10 protein-coding genes are annotated in these 17,686 nt (G+C 37.0%); all 10 read left to right on the plus strand.

The window, feature by feature from the left end:
* The first annotated feature begins 56 nt into the window (after window positions 1-56).
* Window positions 57-3,083, plus strand: a complete 3,027-nt coding sequence (locus MR053_RS02980) for a SusC/RagA family TonB-linked outer membrane protein (protein ID WP_242130981.1) — start codon at window positions 57-59, stop codon at window positions 3,081-3,083.
* A 9-nt stretch (window positions 3,084-3,092) separates the two neighbouring features.
* Entirely contained in the window at window positions 3,093-4,577 is a 1,485-nt protein-coding gene (locus MR053_RS02985; RefSeq protein WP_242130982.1) for a RagB/SusD family nutrient uptake outer membrane protein, read from the plus strand.
* 29 nt (window positions 4,578-4,606) lie between these two features.
* Window positions 4,607-6,691, plus strand: coding sequence for a hypothetical protein (locus MR053_RS02990; RefSeq protein WP_242130983.1), 2,085 nt, complete (start codon window positions 4,607-4,609; stop codon window positions 6,689-6,691).
* A 14-nt stretch (window positions 6,692-6,705) separates the two neighbouring features.
* Entirely contained in the window at window positions 6,706-7,653 is a 948-nt protein-coding gene (locus MR053_RS02995) for a PKD domain-containing protein (RefSeq protein WP_242130984.1), read from the plus strand.
* 103 nt (window positions 7,654-7,756) lie between these two features.
* Entirely contained in the window at window positions 7,757-8,836 is a 1,080-nt protein-coding gene (locus tag MR053_RS03000; protein ID WP_242130985.1) for a glycoside hydrolase family 16 protein, read from the plus strand.
* A gap of 25 nt (window positions 8,837-8,861) precedes the next feature.
* Window positions 8,862-10,358 carry a glycoside hydrolase family 30 protein gene (locus tag MR053_RS03005; RefSeq protein ID WP_242130986.1) on the plus strand — a complete coding sequence of 499 codons (1,497 nt, stop codon included), beginning with the start codon at window positions 8,862-8,864 and terminating at the stop codon, window positions 10,356-10,358.
* A gap of 6 nt (window positions 10,359-10,364) precedes the next feature.
* Window positions 10,365-13,820: a hypothetical protein gene (locus MR053_RS03010; RefSeq protein WP_242130987.1), complete on the plus strand. Its 3,456-nt coding sequence runs from the start codon at window positions 10,365-10,367 to the stop codon at window positions 13,818-13,820.
* Between the two features lie 4 nt (window positions 13,821-13,824).
* Complete coding sequence (locus MR053_RS03015) at window positions 13,825-15,099, plus strand: glycoside hydrolase family 17 protein (protein WP_394800314.1); 1,275 nt, start codon at window positions 13,825-13,827, stop codon at window positions 15,097-15,099.
* Window positions 15,096-16,100 carry a glycoside hydrolase family 2 TIM barrel-domain containing protein gene (locus MR053_RS03020; protein WP_242130988.1) on the plus strand — a complete coding sequence of 335 codons (1,005 nt, stop codon included), beginning with the start codon at window positions 15,096-15,098 and terminating at the stop codon, window positions 16,098-16,100. The genes MR053_RS03015 and MR053_RS03020 overlap by 4 nt, the downstream gene beginning before the upstream one ends.
* Window positions 16,101-16,114: 14 nt before the next feature.
* Window positions 16,115-17,677 carry an MFS transporter gene (locus MR053_RS03025; protein WP_242130989.1) on the plus strand — a complete coding sequence of 521 codons (1,563 nt, stop codon included), beginning with the start codon at window positions 16,115-16,117 and terminating at the stop codon, window positions 17,675-17,677.
* Window positions 17,678-17,686 lie beyond the last annotated feature (9 nt).

Raw genomic sequence — 17,686 nt, forward strand, 5'->3', positions numbered from 1 at the left:
ATATGGATACAACAAAATCTATATATAAGTTTACAACAAACAAATACTAACTCAATATGAGACATATAATTTTTAAAATTTTAATGTTTTCTTTTATAGCACAAGCTCACGCGCAGACTATAGAAGTTAACGGAGTCGTACAAGACGCTTCAGGGTTTCCTATTCCAGGGGTTAATGTACTTGTTAAAAACACCACTAAAGGAACTGTTACAGACTTTGATGGTAATTTCACAATTACAAACGTTGATGCGGGCTCTACATTATCTTTTAGTTATATTGGATATGTAACCAAAGAGATTATTGTAAACGATAGCACCACAATAACCGTTCAATTAGAAGAGGACGTGGCCCAACTTAGTGAAGTGGTGGTTATTGGTTATGGTACACAAACTAAAAAAGAAATTACCGGAGCAGTATCGGTAGTAGGTGCAGAAACGATTGAAAAGCTTAAACCTACACGAATTGAACAAGCCCTACAAGGACAGGTAGCTGGAGTAAATATTACTACCAACACAGGTTCTCCAGGAGGGTCATCAACTATTAGCATTCGTGGGGTATCTACAAATGGTGACAGTCGTCCTTTGATTTTAGTAGATGGCAACGTGGTTGAAGACTTAAGCGTTATCAACCCTAACGACATCGAGAGCATGAATATTTTAAAGGATGCCACAGCAGGTATTTATGGAGTTCGTGCAGCCAACGGAGTTATTTTAATCACCACTAAAACGGGTCGCAAGGAAATGCCGTTGACCGTTGAATATAATGCTTATGCTGGATTCCAACAGACCACCAGGAAACTTCCAGTTTTAAATGCGACAGAATATGCCGTAATTGTTAACGAAGGATATGCCGCTGCAGGTAGCACTCCGCCTTTTTCAGATTTATCCAATTTAGGAATAGGAACCGATTGGCAGGATGAGGTATTTGAATCAGCTCCAATTATGAACCATAACATAACCTTTAGAGGAGGAAAAGAAAAATCATCATATTCCTATAGTTCTTCTTTTCTAACTCAAGACGGAATAGTTGGAGGTAAAAAATCAAATTTTACGCGTTTCACCAATGCGTTGACCTATAATTTAGATTTTTTAGAAAACTTCAAATTCAAATCAGGTTTAACCTTAACTAGAACAAAAAAGAACAATCTACCAGAAAGCACTTTGGGTTCAGTGTTGTTTAATGCGGTAAATATGGCACCAAATCTTCCAGTTAGGGATGTAAATGGAGAATTTACATTGGCAAACGGCTTAGGTGGTGAAGTAGTAAACCCGTTAGCTCAAATGCACAACACCTACAACAAAAATAAAGTCATGAAACTTAACGGTTTTGCAGGATTGGCTTATAACTTTTTAGAGCATTTCACAGCTGAAGCTAATATTCAGTTTAATTATTCTGAAGTAGATACTTACACTTTTGATCCTATTGATTTTTACGGTGTTGGTAAGGTGTTTAACACCCTTACTAGTGAAGTATTTGAAGGATTTGATATTTATAGGGATTATACGTTTGATGCCTTTGTTAAATACGAAAACACCTTTAATGATGTTCACAAATTAAATGTACTGTTGGGAACCTCTGTATTTAAAACTACAGGCGTGTTCTCAGGAAGAAGGGGTAGAAACATAAGAGATAATAATCCTGCTTTTGCGCGAGTGGATTTAACGTTAGATAATGAAGATATTTATGCAGAGCGCGGAAGCAACCCAAAATTCGATGGAAGATTATTGTCTTATTTTACAAGACTACAGTACGACTATAAAGGTAAATATTTGTTATCTGCCGTAGTGCGTAGAGATGGTTCTACAAGATTTGGACCAGGCAATAAGTTTGGTTACTTCCCGTCTGGATCATTAGGATGGATTGTATCAGACGAAGAGTTTATGAGTGATAGCAACTTTTTCGACTTATTAAAAATAAGGGCCTCTTATGGTATTTTGGGTAACGATAGAATTGGAGACTATAGATTCGTATCGTTATTAACAGGAGAAGGGACTTACTTTTTTGGAGGAAACGATGCAGAGGATGAGATTTTCGGAAAAGCTTCTGGAGGCATTGCAAACCCAGAGATTAAATGGGAAAAGCAAAAAACTTTAGATATTGGAGTTGACATGCGTTTCCTTGATAGCAAAATAAATATCACAGCTGATTATTTCAAAAGAAGAACCGAAGATTTATTAGTATCTCCAGAGGTTTCTGGGTTGTTAGGTACAGGAGCAGCTCCAGTTGTAAATGCTGGCGTTGTTGAAAATACAGGAATTGAATTTGCTATTGGCTATTCAGATACTATTGGTGAAGATTTTAAATTCAATATTAATTACAATGTTACAGGATTAAAAAATGAAGTGGTTTCTGTAAGTGGCGAAGGTGAATATCTAGAAGGTGGTGATTTTGGAATTTCTCAACCAGCTATAGCAAGAATGGAAGCAGGCTACCCTTTAGGATATTTTGTTGGTTATAAAACCGATGGTGTTTTTCAAACCCAAGACGAAGTAGACAATGCTGCAGTAACCAGTGTAGCAACACAACCTGGCGATTTTAAGTTTGTTGATCAAAACAACGATGGTGTGATCGATTTAGACGACCGTGTTGATCTTGGTAATCCAATTCCAGATGCTACCATGGGTCTTAATATATCTTTTGATTATAAAAATTTCGATTTTTCGGCCTACACTTTTGCTTCTATTGGAAATGAAATTGTTCGTAATTATGAGCGTAACCAACAGCTAGTTAATAAACCTATATGGTATTTAGATCGTTGGACAGGTCGTGGATCAACTAATGCAGCTCCAAGACAGACAACAGGTACTAATCCAAACACTTTGTTTTCAGATTATTATGTAGAAGATGGCTCTTTTGTTCGCTTACAAAACATACAATTGGGGTATACTTTTTCAAATAACGAAGAAGATCCTATAATCGATAAGTTTAGAATTTATGTGTCAGCCAATAATTTGTTCACACTTACAGAGTATCGTGGATACGACCCTACAGCCGGAACTGGTGCCCCAATAGGTGGCGGAATAGACCAAGGGATATACCCAAGCGCTAGTACATTTTTGCTAGGAATTAATGTAAAATTTTAATTAAACGACATGAAAAATCTAAAATATATATACTTATTATTAGCATCTCTAATAGTACTTTCCTGTGGCGATGACTTTGTAGATGTCGCTTCAGAAGATGAAAACTCTGAGGATTTCTTTAACTCAGAAAAAGACTATCAATTGGCCTTAGTTGCTGCCTACGATTATTTACAAACAACCTCTAAATTTTATCAGTATGCAGAGATAGCTTCAGATAATACATTATGTGGAGGTGAGAGCGCTACAGATTCACCATATATTCAAGAAATTGATGATATGATTCACTCACCTGTAGGGCAAAGTGATGGTGGTTTAAGAACCATGTGGCAATGGATGTACGAGGCTGTAAACCGTTGTAATTATATTATGGAATTTCAGGATAAAACCGATTTTCCAAATAAAACCAGTGTTATTGCTCAAACTAGATTTTTAAGAGCGTACTATAATTTTATCTTGGTTAAATGGTGGGGAGATGTTCCCATGCTTAGAGATAAACGAATACGATTTGGAGACCAGTTTACTATAGACAGGACCCCAAAATCGGAAGTATACGATTTAATTGAAGAAGATTTAATCTTTGCAGCTGCTAATCTACCTTATGTACAAAGCGAAACGGGTAGAGTTACTAAAGGAGCCGCACAGGCCTTATTAGGGAAAGTGTATCTGTATCAGAACACTAAATTTGATAAGGCTGCTGAAGTATTAGAAGACCTTATAAATAATGGGCCGCATCGTTTATTGACTTCTGAAGAGTATCCAAACATGTTTGAACGTGATTGGGAAAATAATATTGAATCGGTATTTGAAATCCAGTATTCCGATGTTGATGGAGGAAGTTTTGATTGTTTTCAGTGTTTAGAAGGTAACTACAGCACTTATTTTAATGGGCCCAGAGGTTTTGTTGACGCTACAGGAAAGTTTGATGCAGGTTATAGTTTCAATGTACCTACACAGGAAGTTGTAGATGCCTTTGAAGATGGAGATTTGCGTTACGAGACTTCTATATTAGATATTGAGCAATACATTATAGATAATCCAGGATCATCATATGATGAAACAGCTGGTTATGAGCAAACGGGTTATTTTAATAGAAAGTATATAGCGCGTAAAGGCGATTTGGATATAGCCGATGCGGCTTTAACCAATCCAGACAACTATAGAGCTATTCGCTTTGCTGATGTGTTATTGATGGCTGCAGAAGCATTAGCCGAAGAAGGGGATTATGTGCAAGCCAGAATATATTTGAACAGGGTTCGAAACAGAGCTCAATTGCCTGATGTAACGACATCTGGTGATAATCTTATTAACGATATCTATAAAGAACGTCGTGTTGAATTAGTAGGAGAAGGTCATCGCTTTTTTGACTTGGTAAGAACAGGCAGAGCGGCTCAAGAAATAGATGGGTTTATTACCGGTAAGCATGAATTGTTCCCTATACCAATTGAGGAAATCAACTTATCCGGAGGACGTTGGGCACAAAACCCAGGATATTAAAAAATAAAACTATGAATATGATGAAAACAATGAAATTTATATACGCTTTAAGTATGGCCATTGTAGTATTATTTGGCTGTACTGATGACGACGATTTAAGTTTTGTGGACAAAGTCGTGGCGCCTTCAGACGTGTCTGTGCTTTTTAAAGTAACACAAGATAATACAGGGGTAGTTACAATAACGCCTAATGCCGTGGGAGCTTCAAACTATAACATAACATTGGGCGATGATACAACCGAACCTGTGAATGTAATTCAAGGAGAAAGTGTTACCCATACTTATGCAGAAGGGACATATGTAGTAGGGATTGAAGCTATAGGTATTACAGGGTTAAAAACTGAATCAACCCAAAATCTAGAGGTTTCTTTTAAAGCCCCTGAGAATGTTGAGGTTTCCATCTCAAATGATCTCGCCGTTTCAAAACAAGTGAATGTCACGGCTAATGCAGATTTTGCGGTGTCTTACGACGTTTACTTTGGAGAACCAGGAGTGGATGATCCGATTACTGTAAATATTGGTGAATCAATTTCATACATCTATCAAGAACCTGGAACATATACTATTAGGGTAGTGGTTATGGGAGCGGCGATTGCTACTACAGAATATGTTGAAGAATTTGAGGTAACAGAAATATTACAACCTATAGCTTCTGCGCCATCACCACCAAATCGTGAGGAGACAGATGTTATTTCCTTGTACAGCACAAAATATAATGATGTGCCTGGTACTAATTTCTTCCCAGATTGGGGACAAGGCGGATGTTGTGGAAGTTCTTGGGCTGAGTTTGACTTAAACGGAGACATGATGCTTCAGTATATAAACCTAAGCTACCAAGGTATCACGTTGGCTGATGGAACTACTATTGATGTTTCTGGAATGAAATACCTACACATGGATGTATGGACCGCCGATGAAAACATGAGATTGGAAACGTCATTAATAAATAATGCTTCAGGAAATGTTACGGAGAAACCCGTTTGGAGTGATTTAACAGCTGGTGAGTGGACTACTATTGATATTCCTATAACCGATTACACTGACCAAGGATTAACGGTTACGGAGATTTTCCAAATGAAATTTGTAGGCGATCCATGGGCAGCAGGAACCGTATTTATAGATAATATCTATTTCTATAAACCGTCTACGGTTGCAGAAGTGCCAGAATATAATGCACCATCTCCAACTCAAGACGAAGCCAATGTTGTATCTATTTTCAGTGATAGCTATACCAATGTCGGTTTAAGTGAGTTGAACCCAAATTGGGGACAAACAACAACCTTAACGCCTGTAGACTTAAATGGCAATAATATCTGGTTATATGAGGCATTAAATTATACAGGTATTGTAACTGATTATGGCAACCCAACTAATCTTGGCGGAATGGATTATGTGCACTTCGATTATTTTACACCAGATGCCGAAAAGCTTGGTTTAAAAATAGTGAATACTGTAGTTGGCCAAGAAGATATAGTATTTGTAGATAAAATAGTTAGAGGGACATGGGTAAGTGTTACCATACCAATGAGTAATTTTAATATTGACGCATCCCAGGTAACCCAATTGCTTTTTGATACCGAAGGCGGTAGTGCCAAAGTATACATAGACAATCTATATTTCTATTCAGATAGTTCATCGCAACCAGAAGTGGTAGCACCAGTTCCAACAATCGCTCAAAATGATGTAATTTCTATTTACAGTGATGCGTACACTGGAGTGACACTTAATGAAGTAAATCCTAATTGGGGGCAAACAACAACGTTAACCGATTTTAACGTGAATGGAGATAATATTTGGTTGTATCAATCCTTAAACTATTCTGGTATTGTAACAGATTATGGTAATCCAACCGATTTAACAGGTGTTAAATATTTACATTTCGATTACTATACACCAGATGCCACCACCCTTGGGTTTAAGATTGTTAATACGGCCTTAGATCCAGTACAGGAAGATATAGTGTTCTTGCCAGAAGTTATTACTGGAACCTGGATAAGTGTTACAATTCCTTTATCTGATTACAATTTGGATTTTTCAAACATAACTCAGTTAATTTGGGACACTTCTGGGGGTAGCGCAATAGTTTATGTAGACAACATTTATTTTCATAATTAAAAAACTGTAAAATCATGAAAAACATAAAATATATATTAATACCCTTTTTTAGCCTGTTTTTGTTAACTGGCTGTCAAGAAGATGATGGTGTTGTAGGAGATATTATAGCACCAAGCAATATAGCAATGTCCTTTGAAATTGTTGGTGTTGATGCCAATAACCCTAATGGGGATGGAACAGGGTTAGTAAACTTTACAGCATCAGCCGATAATGCTATAACTTATAGATATGATTTTGGGGATGGTTCAGATGTTAAAGTAGCACCCTCTGGAAGCATAACACACCAATTTAGTCTTACCGGTTTAAATACTTACACGGTAACATTAATGGCCTCTGGTATTGGCGGCATTACAACAACAAGCTCTATAAATATTGATGTGTTCAGTTCATTTGAGGATGAAGAGGCTAAAAACTTCCTTACGGGCGGTGCTGGAAATAGCAAGACATGGTATTGGGCAGCAGATAAACCTGGAAATATTGGTTTAGGACCAAATGACGTTCAGTCAGGAGGGGAGCACACATGGTCACAATGGTTCACTTCGAATGCGTGGCACAGTGATAAATTATGCATGTATGATCAAGAGTTTGTTTTTACCCAATCGGCAGATGGTAAGACAGTAACATTTGAGCAGTTAACAGATATTGCCTATACTCCTGGAGATTTTGCAGCTTCCATTGGTGTTGATGGAGATACGTGTCATGGAACCGATGTTGCGCCAACTTTAGATGGTGTGAAAAATGTCACCTTTTCTCCTTCAAATTCTAATGCAACTGAAGACGGGGAATACCGAGGTACAACCATTAATTTCTCAGATGGAGGTTTTATGGGTTGGTATGTAGGTATTAGCTCTATAGAGATTATTGAGATAACCGACAGCACTTTATTTGTAAGAATGTTAGACGCTTCTAACCCTGCACTAGCTTGGTATTGTTTATATCAAACAGATAACCCTAACGATTAATTTAAGTGTTTTTTTTATAGAGCATCGAGGAAAATGGAGACAAGCTCTTTGATGCTCTTTATTTTAATATAAAACTTGTAGTTAACTAACTTTTGTTTCTATTGTGTGCAAGCATATTTTTTATACCATAATTATAGTATTGCTTAACTTTTCATGTTCTAGTGGAGGCGACGACGACATTATTGTTGAAGAGCCCCCGCAGGATATCATTCCAACAGATTTAAACGTATCAATTGATATTGTTGGACAATCAAGCAATGCTCTGTATGGCGATGGTTCTGGTGTCACAAACTTTACGGCTAGTGCGATAAATGCTGTTAAATATGGTTTCATTGTTGATAATGGATCAGAGCAATCCAGTACTAATGGAACGTTTCAATACACGTTTACTGGCACAGAAGGCATTGAAAACCACGACATAAAAGTGGTGGCTTATTCGAGTACAAATAACACAATAAATAAAACAGAAACACTAGCTGTAGCCTATTATAATGGTACACCACCTGTTTGGGCAGATGAATTTTTTGAAGACGGAGCACCTGATCCTGCCAATTGGAACTATAACCTTGGTGCAGGGGGATGGGGCAACAGTGAACTTCAAACTTACACCAACACTTCTGAAAATGTTATAGTTGAAGACGGTGTTCTTAAAATAATTGCCAAGTCAGATGGTTCTGGGGGCTATACTTCGGCTAGGATTAAAACCGAAAGCCTTCAAGAGTTTACTTATGGAACAGTAAAAGTGAGAGCAAAATTGCCATCAAAACAAGGAACCTGGCCGGCTATTTGGATGTTGGGAGCCGATTTTAGTTCAGTGGGTTGGCCACATTGTGGGGAGATTGATATTATGGAGCAAACAGGGGCAAACAAGAATGAGGTTTTGGCTACGTGTCATTGGTATAACGCATCAAACTCAAGCACGGCCAGCTACGGATTAAAAACAACCATAACCAATGCAGCATCTCAGTTCCATATATATGAAATGCAATGGGATGAGAACTTTATTAGAATGTCTGTAGACGGAACCCAGTATTATGAAATTGCTTTGAACTCCGCCCTACCTTTCGACCATGATTTCTTTTTAATACTCAATGTTGCTATGGGAGGCACTTTAGGCGGAACGGTAGAATCTGGTTTTACCCAAGATGTTATGGAAGTAGATTATGTGAGAGTCTATCAATAAAATTGATGAAAGGACTTAATTAATAATGAAACGAACCAAAAATTACATATTACTAATTACACTACTTACAATGTTTAGTTGTTCCAAAAACATAAAACCATTAATGGTTGAGGTTTACGAAACCTCAGCAAGCGGGAACCGTTTAAAACAATTAACCGAGTTTGTTATAAAAGATAAAGACAAAGGGAAAATCAAATTATTTCCGGATACCACGTTTCAAACCATAAGCGGGTTTGGAGGGGCCTTTACCGAATCTTCTGCATATTTGTTAAATCAATTAAGCAGGAAAAACAGAAGTAAAATACTTCAAGCCTATTTTGGTAATGATGGTGCACATTACTCACTTACAAGAACCCACATGAATTCTTGTGATTTCTCTCTAAACAATTATTCCTATGCTTCTGTTGAGGGCGATGTTAACCTAGAACATTTCTCTATTGAAGAAGATAGAAATGATCTAATACCCATGATTAAAGACGCCATGGCTATTTCGCAAGAGGGATTTAAAATTATAGCGTCACCATGGACGGCCTCGCCTTGGATGAAAGATAATAAGCATTGGGTTGGAGGGAAGTTGCTCTCAGAATACTACCCTACTTGGGCCTTATTTTTTTCAAAATACATCGAGACATATAAAAAAGAAGGTATTGATATATGGGGTTTTACTGTGGAGAATGAACCACACGGGAATGGTAATAACTGGGAAAGCATGCTGTTTAGCCCGCAAGAGATGACCGACTTTGTACAAAATCATTTAGGGCCTAAGTTGGAAGCAGATGGATATGGTGATAAAATCATACTAGGCTATGATCAAAATAGAGCTGGGCTAAAGGAATGGGTAGATGTAATGTATAAAGATGAAGCATCATCAAAATATTATGATGGTACAGCGATACACTGGTACGAAAGCACTTTCGATTATTTTCCAGAAGCTTTACAATATGCACATAGCAAGGCACCAAATAAATACTTAATCCAAACAGAAGCATGCGTAGATGCCGAGGTGCCTAAATGGCAAGATGACGCTTGGTACTGGAGTGAAGAAGCTACAGATTGGGGGTGGGATTGGGCAGCAGAAGACCAAAAGTATTTGCATCCAAAATATGTACCTGTATTTCGATATGCCAAGGACATAATTGGTTGTTTAAATAATTGGGTTGACGGCTGGATAGATTGGAACATGGTTTTAGACAGAGAAGGCGGACCCAATTGGAAAGAAAACTGGTGTGTGGCACCAGTAATTGTCGACCCTGAACGAGATGAAGTTTACTTCACCCCTATTTACCATACCATGGTCCACTTTAGCAAATATATAAGACCCGAATCTAAAATAATCGCAGTTGAAAATTTAGAAAATGATTTAATGGTTACTGCAGCTAAGAACCCAGATGGTTCTATAGCGGTTGTAGTTTTCAACCAAGAACCGGTAAGCAAGGTCTTTTCACTTGAATTAAACGGTTTAACAAAGGATATCATAATAAGTGAAAAAGCAATTCAAACGATTGTTATTCCAAAAACTTAATAACCAATGGATCAAGCAGTTCATTTAAAAAATAATAGTAACATAGACAAAGCAAATAAAGTTAAAGGCGAGTTTGTCAATTTTGATAATGAAAGTTATTACAAAATAGCCAACAGCGATGCCATGCGGCCTTTTTTTATGAGTATTGTTAGTGACTCCAACCATTGGATGTTTATCTCTAGTAATGGGGGATTGACAGCTGGACGACAAAACGCAGAATATGCCTTATTTCCTTATTATACTGATGATAAAATAACCGAATCGGCAGATATTACTGGAAGCAAAACGATTTATCAAATTAATATAGATGGAAAAATTCATATCTGGGAGCCATTTTCAGAACGTCAAATGGGAGTTTACAATATCCGTAGAAACCTTTATAAAAATGTTTATGGGAACAAAGTTGTTTTTGAAGAAATAAATGAAGATTTAGAGCTTACATTCTATTACCAGTGGAATTCCAGCGATAAATTTGGATTTATAAAAAAATCAACCTTAATCAATAACACTAATGAACAAAAGTCAGTTAAGGTGTTAGATGGTCTGCAGAATATTATGCCAGCAAGTGTTGGCTCCGAACTTCAAAATAGTCGTAGTAATTTAGTCGACGCTTATAAACGAAGTGAATTAAACAAAGACTCTGGACTGGGGATATATGCGCTTAGTGCTGTAATCGTGGACAAGGCGGAACCTAGTGAAGCCTTAAAGGCCAATATAGTTTGGTCTGTTGGAGTGGAGCAACCCACTTACCTCCTATCGTCATTGCAGTTGAACAATTTCAGAAAGGGATTGGCCATTGAGCAAGAAGAAGATATTAAAGCTGAAAAAGGCGCTTATTTTATGGTTTCTGATATTGTTTTGAAGCCAAATAATGAACACAATTGGATGTTTGTAGCCGATGTTAATCAATCGATTTCAAGCATTGTTAAGATTTCAGAAATAATTAAGAGCACCAATAACCTTTCAGAAATCATTCAAAAGGATATTGATAACGGAACTCAAAACCTTATAAAACTAACTGGAGAAGCAGATGGTTTGCAACTAACCGCAGATCCATTGACCAACACGAGGCATTTTGCCAATACGCTATTCAATATTATGCGTGGTGGTATTTTTGACGACCATTACAATATAGAAAAAGAAGATTTTACAAAATACATCAAAAAGGCAAACAAAACGGTTTTCAATAGCAAGAGAGACTTAATTAAAGACCTCTCAGATGTATTCACTTATGCCTATTTAAAGCACATAGCTGTAGTAGATTCGGATCAAGACTTTAAAAGACTTTGTTTTGAATATTTACCATTAAAGTTTAGCCGAAGACATGGAGACCCTAGTAGGCCGTGGAATAAGTTTTCCATAAACACTAGAAATGAAATTGACGGCTCCAAAATATTAGATTACCAAGGAAATTGGCGCGATATATTTCAAAATTGGGAAGCATTGGCACAGGCCTACCCTGAATTTATTGAGGGCATGATTCATAAATTTTTAAACGCCTCTACTTTTGACGGTTATAATCCCTATCGTGTAACTAAAGACGGGTTTGATTGGGAAGTTATAGAAGAGCATGATCCTTGGTCGTATATTGGGTATTGGGGTGATCATCAAATTATTTATTTGTTGAAGTTCCTAGAATTTATCGAAGACCACTACCCTAGCCGATTGGAAAAGCTATTTAATGAAAATGTATTTGTTTATGCCAATGTACCGTATAAAATAAAGTCCTATAAAGACATTTTAAACAATCCGAAAGACACTATCGATTTCGACTATAAATTAGATGCTAAAATTAACCAATTAAGAAACGATATTGGTGCAGATGGTGCTTTATTGAGAAATCAAAATGATTCTATCTATAAAGTCAACTTTATTGAAAAAATACTGGCTACAGTATTGGCAAAATTATCCAATTTTATCCCAGAGGGTGGTATTTGGTTAAACACGCAACGACCAGAATGGAATGACGCCAATAATGCTTTGGTGGGTAATGGTGTTTCCATGGTAACACTGTATTACTTAAACAGATTCTTTAATTTCTTTGAAACCATTATTGAAAAGTCAGATTTTGGCTTTGTTGAACTTTCGGTAGAATTACAAGCGTTTTTTAAAGAGGTTCTTTCCACCTTACATAATAACAAGTCTATCTTAAACGCAAAGGTATCTGATAGCGATAGAAAGACTGTTATGGATGGTTTAGGATTGGCTGGAAGCAAATATCGATCTGTAATCTATAAAGAGACCTTTAAAGGACAAAAGCAAGCGGTTTCAAAAGCAGAAATCCTTGATTTTATAAAGACCACAAAAACCTATTTACAGCACACCATTAATGCCAATAAGCGGGCGGACAATATGTATCATGCCTATAATTTAATGACTGTTAGTAATAACGAGGAAGTGTCTATTTCTTATCTATCAGAAATGCTGGAAGGTCAAGTAGCCGTGTTGAGTTCTGGTCACCTTACCCCTACTGAAGCACTTGCATTATTGGACGGATTAAAAAATAGTGCGCTATTTAGGGAAGATCAGTATAGCTATATTCTGTACCCAAACAAACAGCTGCCTGGATTTAACCAAAAGAATAATATTCCAGAATCAAAAGTAGAGCAATCCAAATTATTAAAACTGTTAATTAACGGTAAAAATGCCGAAATCATAGAAAAAGATGTTTTAGGGGACTATCATTTCAATGGCAATTTTAATAATGCCAATAGTTTAGTAGACGCATTATCTAGTTTACCTGAGGACTATAAGGAGCTGGTTGAGGAAGAAAAAGATTTGTTATTGAGCATATTTGAAGATGTTTTCAATCACAAATCTTTTACAGGACGTTCAGGTACGTTCTTTGGCTACGAAGGTTTGGGATCTATCTATTGGCACATGGTATCGAAATTATCATTAGCGGTTCAGGAAAACTGTGTGTTGGCAATGGCAAATAATGAGAGTGATGATGTTATAGGCGGATTGTTAGACCATTACTACGAAATTATTGCGGGTATAGGAGTGCATAAGTCACCAGAGCTTTATGGCGCTTTTCCAACCGATCCCTATTCCCATACACCAGCAACAAAAGGCGCACAACAACCGGGCATGACTGGACAAGTAAAAGAAGATGTATTGACTAGATTTGGAGAATTGGGCGTATTTGTAAAAGAGGGACAGATTGTATTTAATCCGAAGCTTTTACAGGCTAAAGAATTTTTAAACACTTCAAAAACATTCCGTTATACAACTATTAAAGGAAAACAAAATGAATTGGAACTGAATAAAGGTGAGTTATGTTTTACCTATTGTCAAGTGCCAATTATCTATAAACAATCAGAAAAGGAGGAAATATCGGTTGAGTTTAACAACGGAACAACAACCAAGCTTAACTATTTAAGCCTAGATAAAGAAATAAGCAAACAAGTTTTTGAAAGAATAGGAGGTATTAATCGAATAATGGTTTCGATTAAAAAATAGATACATGTTAATTATAAAGCGGGTAATAGCAGTTTTAATTTTTATTTCATTTATGGGATGTCAATTTAGCACAAAGGGAACTATGGAAAAAACAGCAGCAGATATTTTGGGCAACCCAGACTATTTGGCCATATCCTATGGTGGCTATCGCTATAACACGCGAGACATTCAACCAACTCTAGAAGAGTTAAAAGAGGATTTGAAGATTTTGGCGGCAATGAACATTAAAGTGTTACGAACCTATAATCTGCAATTTCCACACGCATCCAATGTTTTACAAGCCATAAGGGAGCTAAAAAATGAAGACCCTGATTTTGAAATGTATGTCATGTTGGGTGCTTGGATGGACTGTGAACATGCTTGGACAGAGCATCCTAATCATAATGCCGAGGATTTAGAAAATAATACTTCAGAAATAAACAAAGCTGTTTCTCTTGCTAAAATATATCCGGACATAGTTAAAATAATAGCCGTGGGTAACGAAGCTATGGTAAAGTGGGCATGGAGTTATTATGTACAGCCGGGTATTATTTTAAAGTGGGTGAATTATTTACAAAATCTCAAAAATAAAGGAGAGTTACCTAAAGACCTATGGATAACAAGCTCTGATAATTTCGCCTCTTGGGGGGGCGGTAGTGAAGATTATCATGTAGACGATCTAAACAGCTTAATTAAGGCCGTAGATTTTATTTCTATGCATACCTATCCCATGCATGATACACATTATAACCCTGTGTTTTGGAACCTTTCTGAAGATAAAAAAAAGAATACAAAATTAGAACAAATTGATGCTTTGATACTTAAAGCCAAAAAGTATGCAGTATCACAATACGATAGTGTAGCAAATTACATGAAAAGTCTTGGTGTTACTAAGCCCATCCACATTGGAGAAACTGGTTGGGCGAGTGTGTCTGCTGAGCAATACGGAAACGAAGGTTCAAGAGCTACGGACGAATACAAACAAGGCTTGTATTACCAACACATGCGTGACTGGACCAATTCATTTGGCATGTCTTGCTTCTATTTTGAGGCGTTTGATGAACCCTGGAAAGATGTATTAAAACCTGAAGGATCCGAAAATCATTTTGGCCTGTTTACTATTGAAGGCAAGGCTAAGTACGCACTTTGGGATTTGGTAGACCAATCTGTATTTAAAGGATTAACACGGCACGGTAACCCTATTAAAAAAACGTTTAACGGCAATAAGGATAGTTTACTAAAACAGGTATTGCTGCCTAAAATAGAACCCAAATTGAACAACAAAATCAATAGCAGATGAGGTTGATTATCGTTATAGCAATAGTGTTAGGATTGGGTTATTCTTGTAAGAATGACTCTAGCGAATCTGTGGTTTCCGTTAATGGCAGACAACTATTGGTAAACAATAAACCCTATTTAATAAAAGGCATTTGCTATCATCCAGTACCTAAGGGAAGCGACCAAAGGAGCTTTAATTCCTTAACCCAAGACCTAGCATTAATGAAGGAAGCAGGGATTAACACGATTAGGGTGTACGCGCCTATTGATGACAAAGCGGTTTTGGATGAAATCTATGCTACTGGGTTAAAAGTTATTATTGGTTTTGGTTATAATCAAAACGGAAAATTTGACATCCTTTCAGGAACATTTATTGACTATGTAAACCGTTACAAAGGCCACAAGGCCATTTTAATGTGGGAATTGGGTAATGAATATAATTATCATCCAGAATGGTTTAATGACGATATAAAGAATTGGTATAAAGCCCTAAATGATGCGGCAGATGTAATTCATCAACATGATGATTCACATCCTGTAACAACAGCTCATGGTGATTTACCCGATGAAACTGCTTTAGCCATGTGTTCAGGTGTAGACGTCTGGGGTATGAATGTATACCGATGGGATAACCCAGAAACTATTTTTCCAGAATGGGAAACCGTTAGTGAAAAACCTATGTATCTATCAGAAGCTGGAGCCGATAGTTATATGACAATTGAAAAAGAAGGATATGGTCAAGGCGTTAATCAGGAAGCCCAAGCCCAAGCAAATGCTAGTATTTTAGAAGATGTATTTAATAACACCAATATATGCTCTGGTGTTACCCTCTTTTCATTTACTGATGGATGGTGGAAAGCAGGGAACTTAGATATTCAAGATCCTGGAGGATGGGCGCCTAATAGCAGTGGAGTACCTTACGATGGGTCTCCTAACGAAGAATACTGGGGCATAGTAGATATCAACAGAAACAAAAAGCAGACATTTCATGTTGTGAAAAGAGCTTATAATGGATTAAAATAAAAAAATCAAGACTTATGGCACATTACAAAACAAATGCGAAAGATAAGGTACCTGTAGGGCAAAAAACTGCATTTGGAGCAGGGCATTTTGTTTTGAATCTGTTACCTGGGGCTCTTAGCTTTTTTATGTTTTTTTTATTGACGGCTTTTGGAATGGAACCTTTGTATGCTGGTATTTTAGGAGCTTTGCCTCGCTTTTTCGATGCGTTTACAGACCCTATTATGGGTTTTATTTCAGATAACACTAATTCCCGTTGGGGAAGACGAAGACCCTATATATTTATTGGAGCCATTGCAAGTGGTATTTTGTTTATGGTTTTGTGGCAAATGGATGAGACTAACTCCCAAACCTATAATTTTTGGTATTTCTTAATCTTATCCATCCTTTTTATTATAGGTAATACCATATATGCAACACCATTGGTCGGCTTGGGGTACGAAATGACTTCGGATTATAACGAGCGAACCAGACTAATGGCCTATGCCAATACTATTGGCCAAATAGCTTGGATGATTGTGCCTTGGTTTTGGGTCATTATTGCAGACCCCAATCTATTCGATAATCAGGCGGAAGGTGTTAGGGAAATGTCAGTTTACGTTGCTCTTGTCTGTGTTGTTTTAGGGGTTCTTCCTGCGTTTTTCTGTAAAGGAATCGATTCATCGGCTATTGAAAACCGAAAAGAAATAACTTTAAAAACATTGGGCAAAAACCTAATACAGCTTTTTAAAAGCATTATGGAGGTGGCCAAAAACAAACCTTTTGTCAAGCTTTGTGGCGCAACATTTTTGGTATTCAATGGTTTTCAAATGGTAGCCGCTTTTAGCGTATATATCATTGTGTTTTACATGTATAATGGCAGCTACGAAAATGCTGGTACATGGCCTGCATGGTTTTCTACTATTACAGCCTTAATAACAGCTTTTTTTGTTATACCAATTATATCTAAAATAGCTAGTCTGGTAGGAAAACGTAAGGCATTTATTATAGCTACACTAATTTCAATTGTCGGTTATATTATGAAATGGTGGGGCTTTGATGTTGGGCTAAACCAAGAGTTTAACGAAACGGCTTTTGCTCAATCCTTAAACAGGGGTTTAGGTGGATTTTTTGAAATGATCAATCCTTTTTTGGAAAGTTTAGGGATGACATGGTTTAGTATAGACACAAGTCAAGGTGTGCCTTGGCTTATTTTTGTACCTGTTCCATTGATTGCTTTTGGTATGGGAAGTCTTTTTACTTTAATGATGAGTATGACGGCGGATGTTTGTGATTTAGATGAATTAAAAAACGGAATGCCTCGTAAAGAAGGCACTTTTGGGGCTATTTATTGGTGGATGGTAAAAATTGGGCAGTCTATTGCCTTGTTTTTAGGAGGCTTGGTGTTGCAATTAGTTGGATTTATTTCAGATGCTCCAGTTCAAACGGCCGAAACTATGCACAGCCTAAGAATAGCGGATATTATTATTCCATCTATAACTGCTGCCTTTGCTATTTGGGTAATGTGGAGTTATAGTCTTAGTGAAGAACGTGCTAGGGAAATAAAAGCAAAATTAATTGAAAGAAGAGGAGAACTTTAAAATAGAGAA

Source organism: Aestuariivivens marinum (assembly GCF_022662175.1).
GTDB lineage: Bacteria > Bacteroidota > Bacteroidia > Flavobacteriales > Flavobacteriaceae > Aestuariivivens > Aestuariivivens marinum.

Bases quoted from the DNA above. Each gene is read 5' to 3' on its own strand.
- MR053_RS02980 (WP_242130981.1), top strand. From the start codon at position 57: ATGAGACATATAATTTTTAAAATTTTAATGTTTTCTTTTATAGCACAA.
- MR053_RS02985 (WP_242130982.1), top strand. From the start codon at position 3,093: ATGAAAAATCTAAAATATATATACTTATTATTAGCATCTCTAATAGTA.
- MR053_RS02990 (WP_242130983.1), top strand. From the start codon at position 4,607: ATGAAATTTATATACGCTTTAAGTATGGCCATTGTAGTATTATTTGGC.
- MR053_RS02995 (WP_242130984.1), top strand. From the start codon at position 6,706: ATGAAAAACATAAAATATATATTAATACCCTTTTTTAGCCTGTTTTTG.
- MR053_RS03005 (WP_242130986.1), top strand. From the start codon at position 8,862: ATGAAACGAACCAAAAATTACATATTACTAATTACACTACTTACAATG.
- MR053_RS03010 (WP_242130987.1), top strand. From the start codon at position 10,365: ATGGATCAAGCAGTTCATTTAAAAAATAATAGTAACATAGACAAAGCA.
- MR053_RS03015 (WP_394800314.1), top strand. From the start codon at position 13,825: ATGTTAATTATAAAGCGGGTAATAGCAGTTTTAATTTTTATTTCATTT.
- MR053_RS03020 (WP_242130988.1), top strand. From the start codon at position 15,096: ATGAGGTTGATTATCGTTATAGCAATAGTGTTAGGATTGGGTTATTCT.
- MR053_RS03025 (WP_242130989.1), top strand. From the start codon at position 16,115: ATGGCACATTACAAAACAAATGCGAAAGATAAGGTACCTGTAGGGCAA.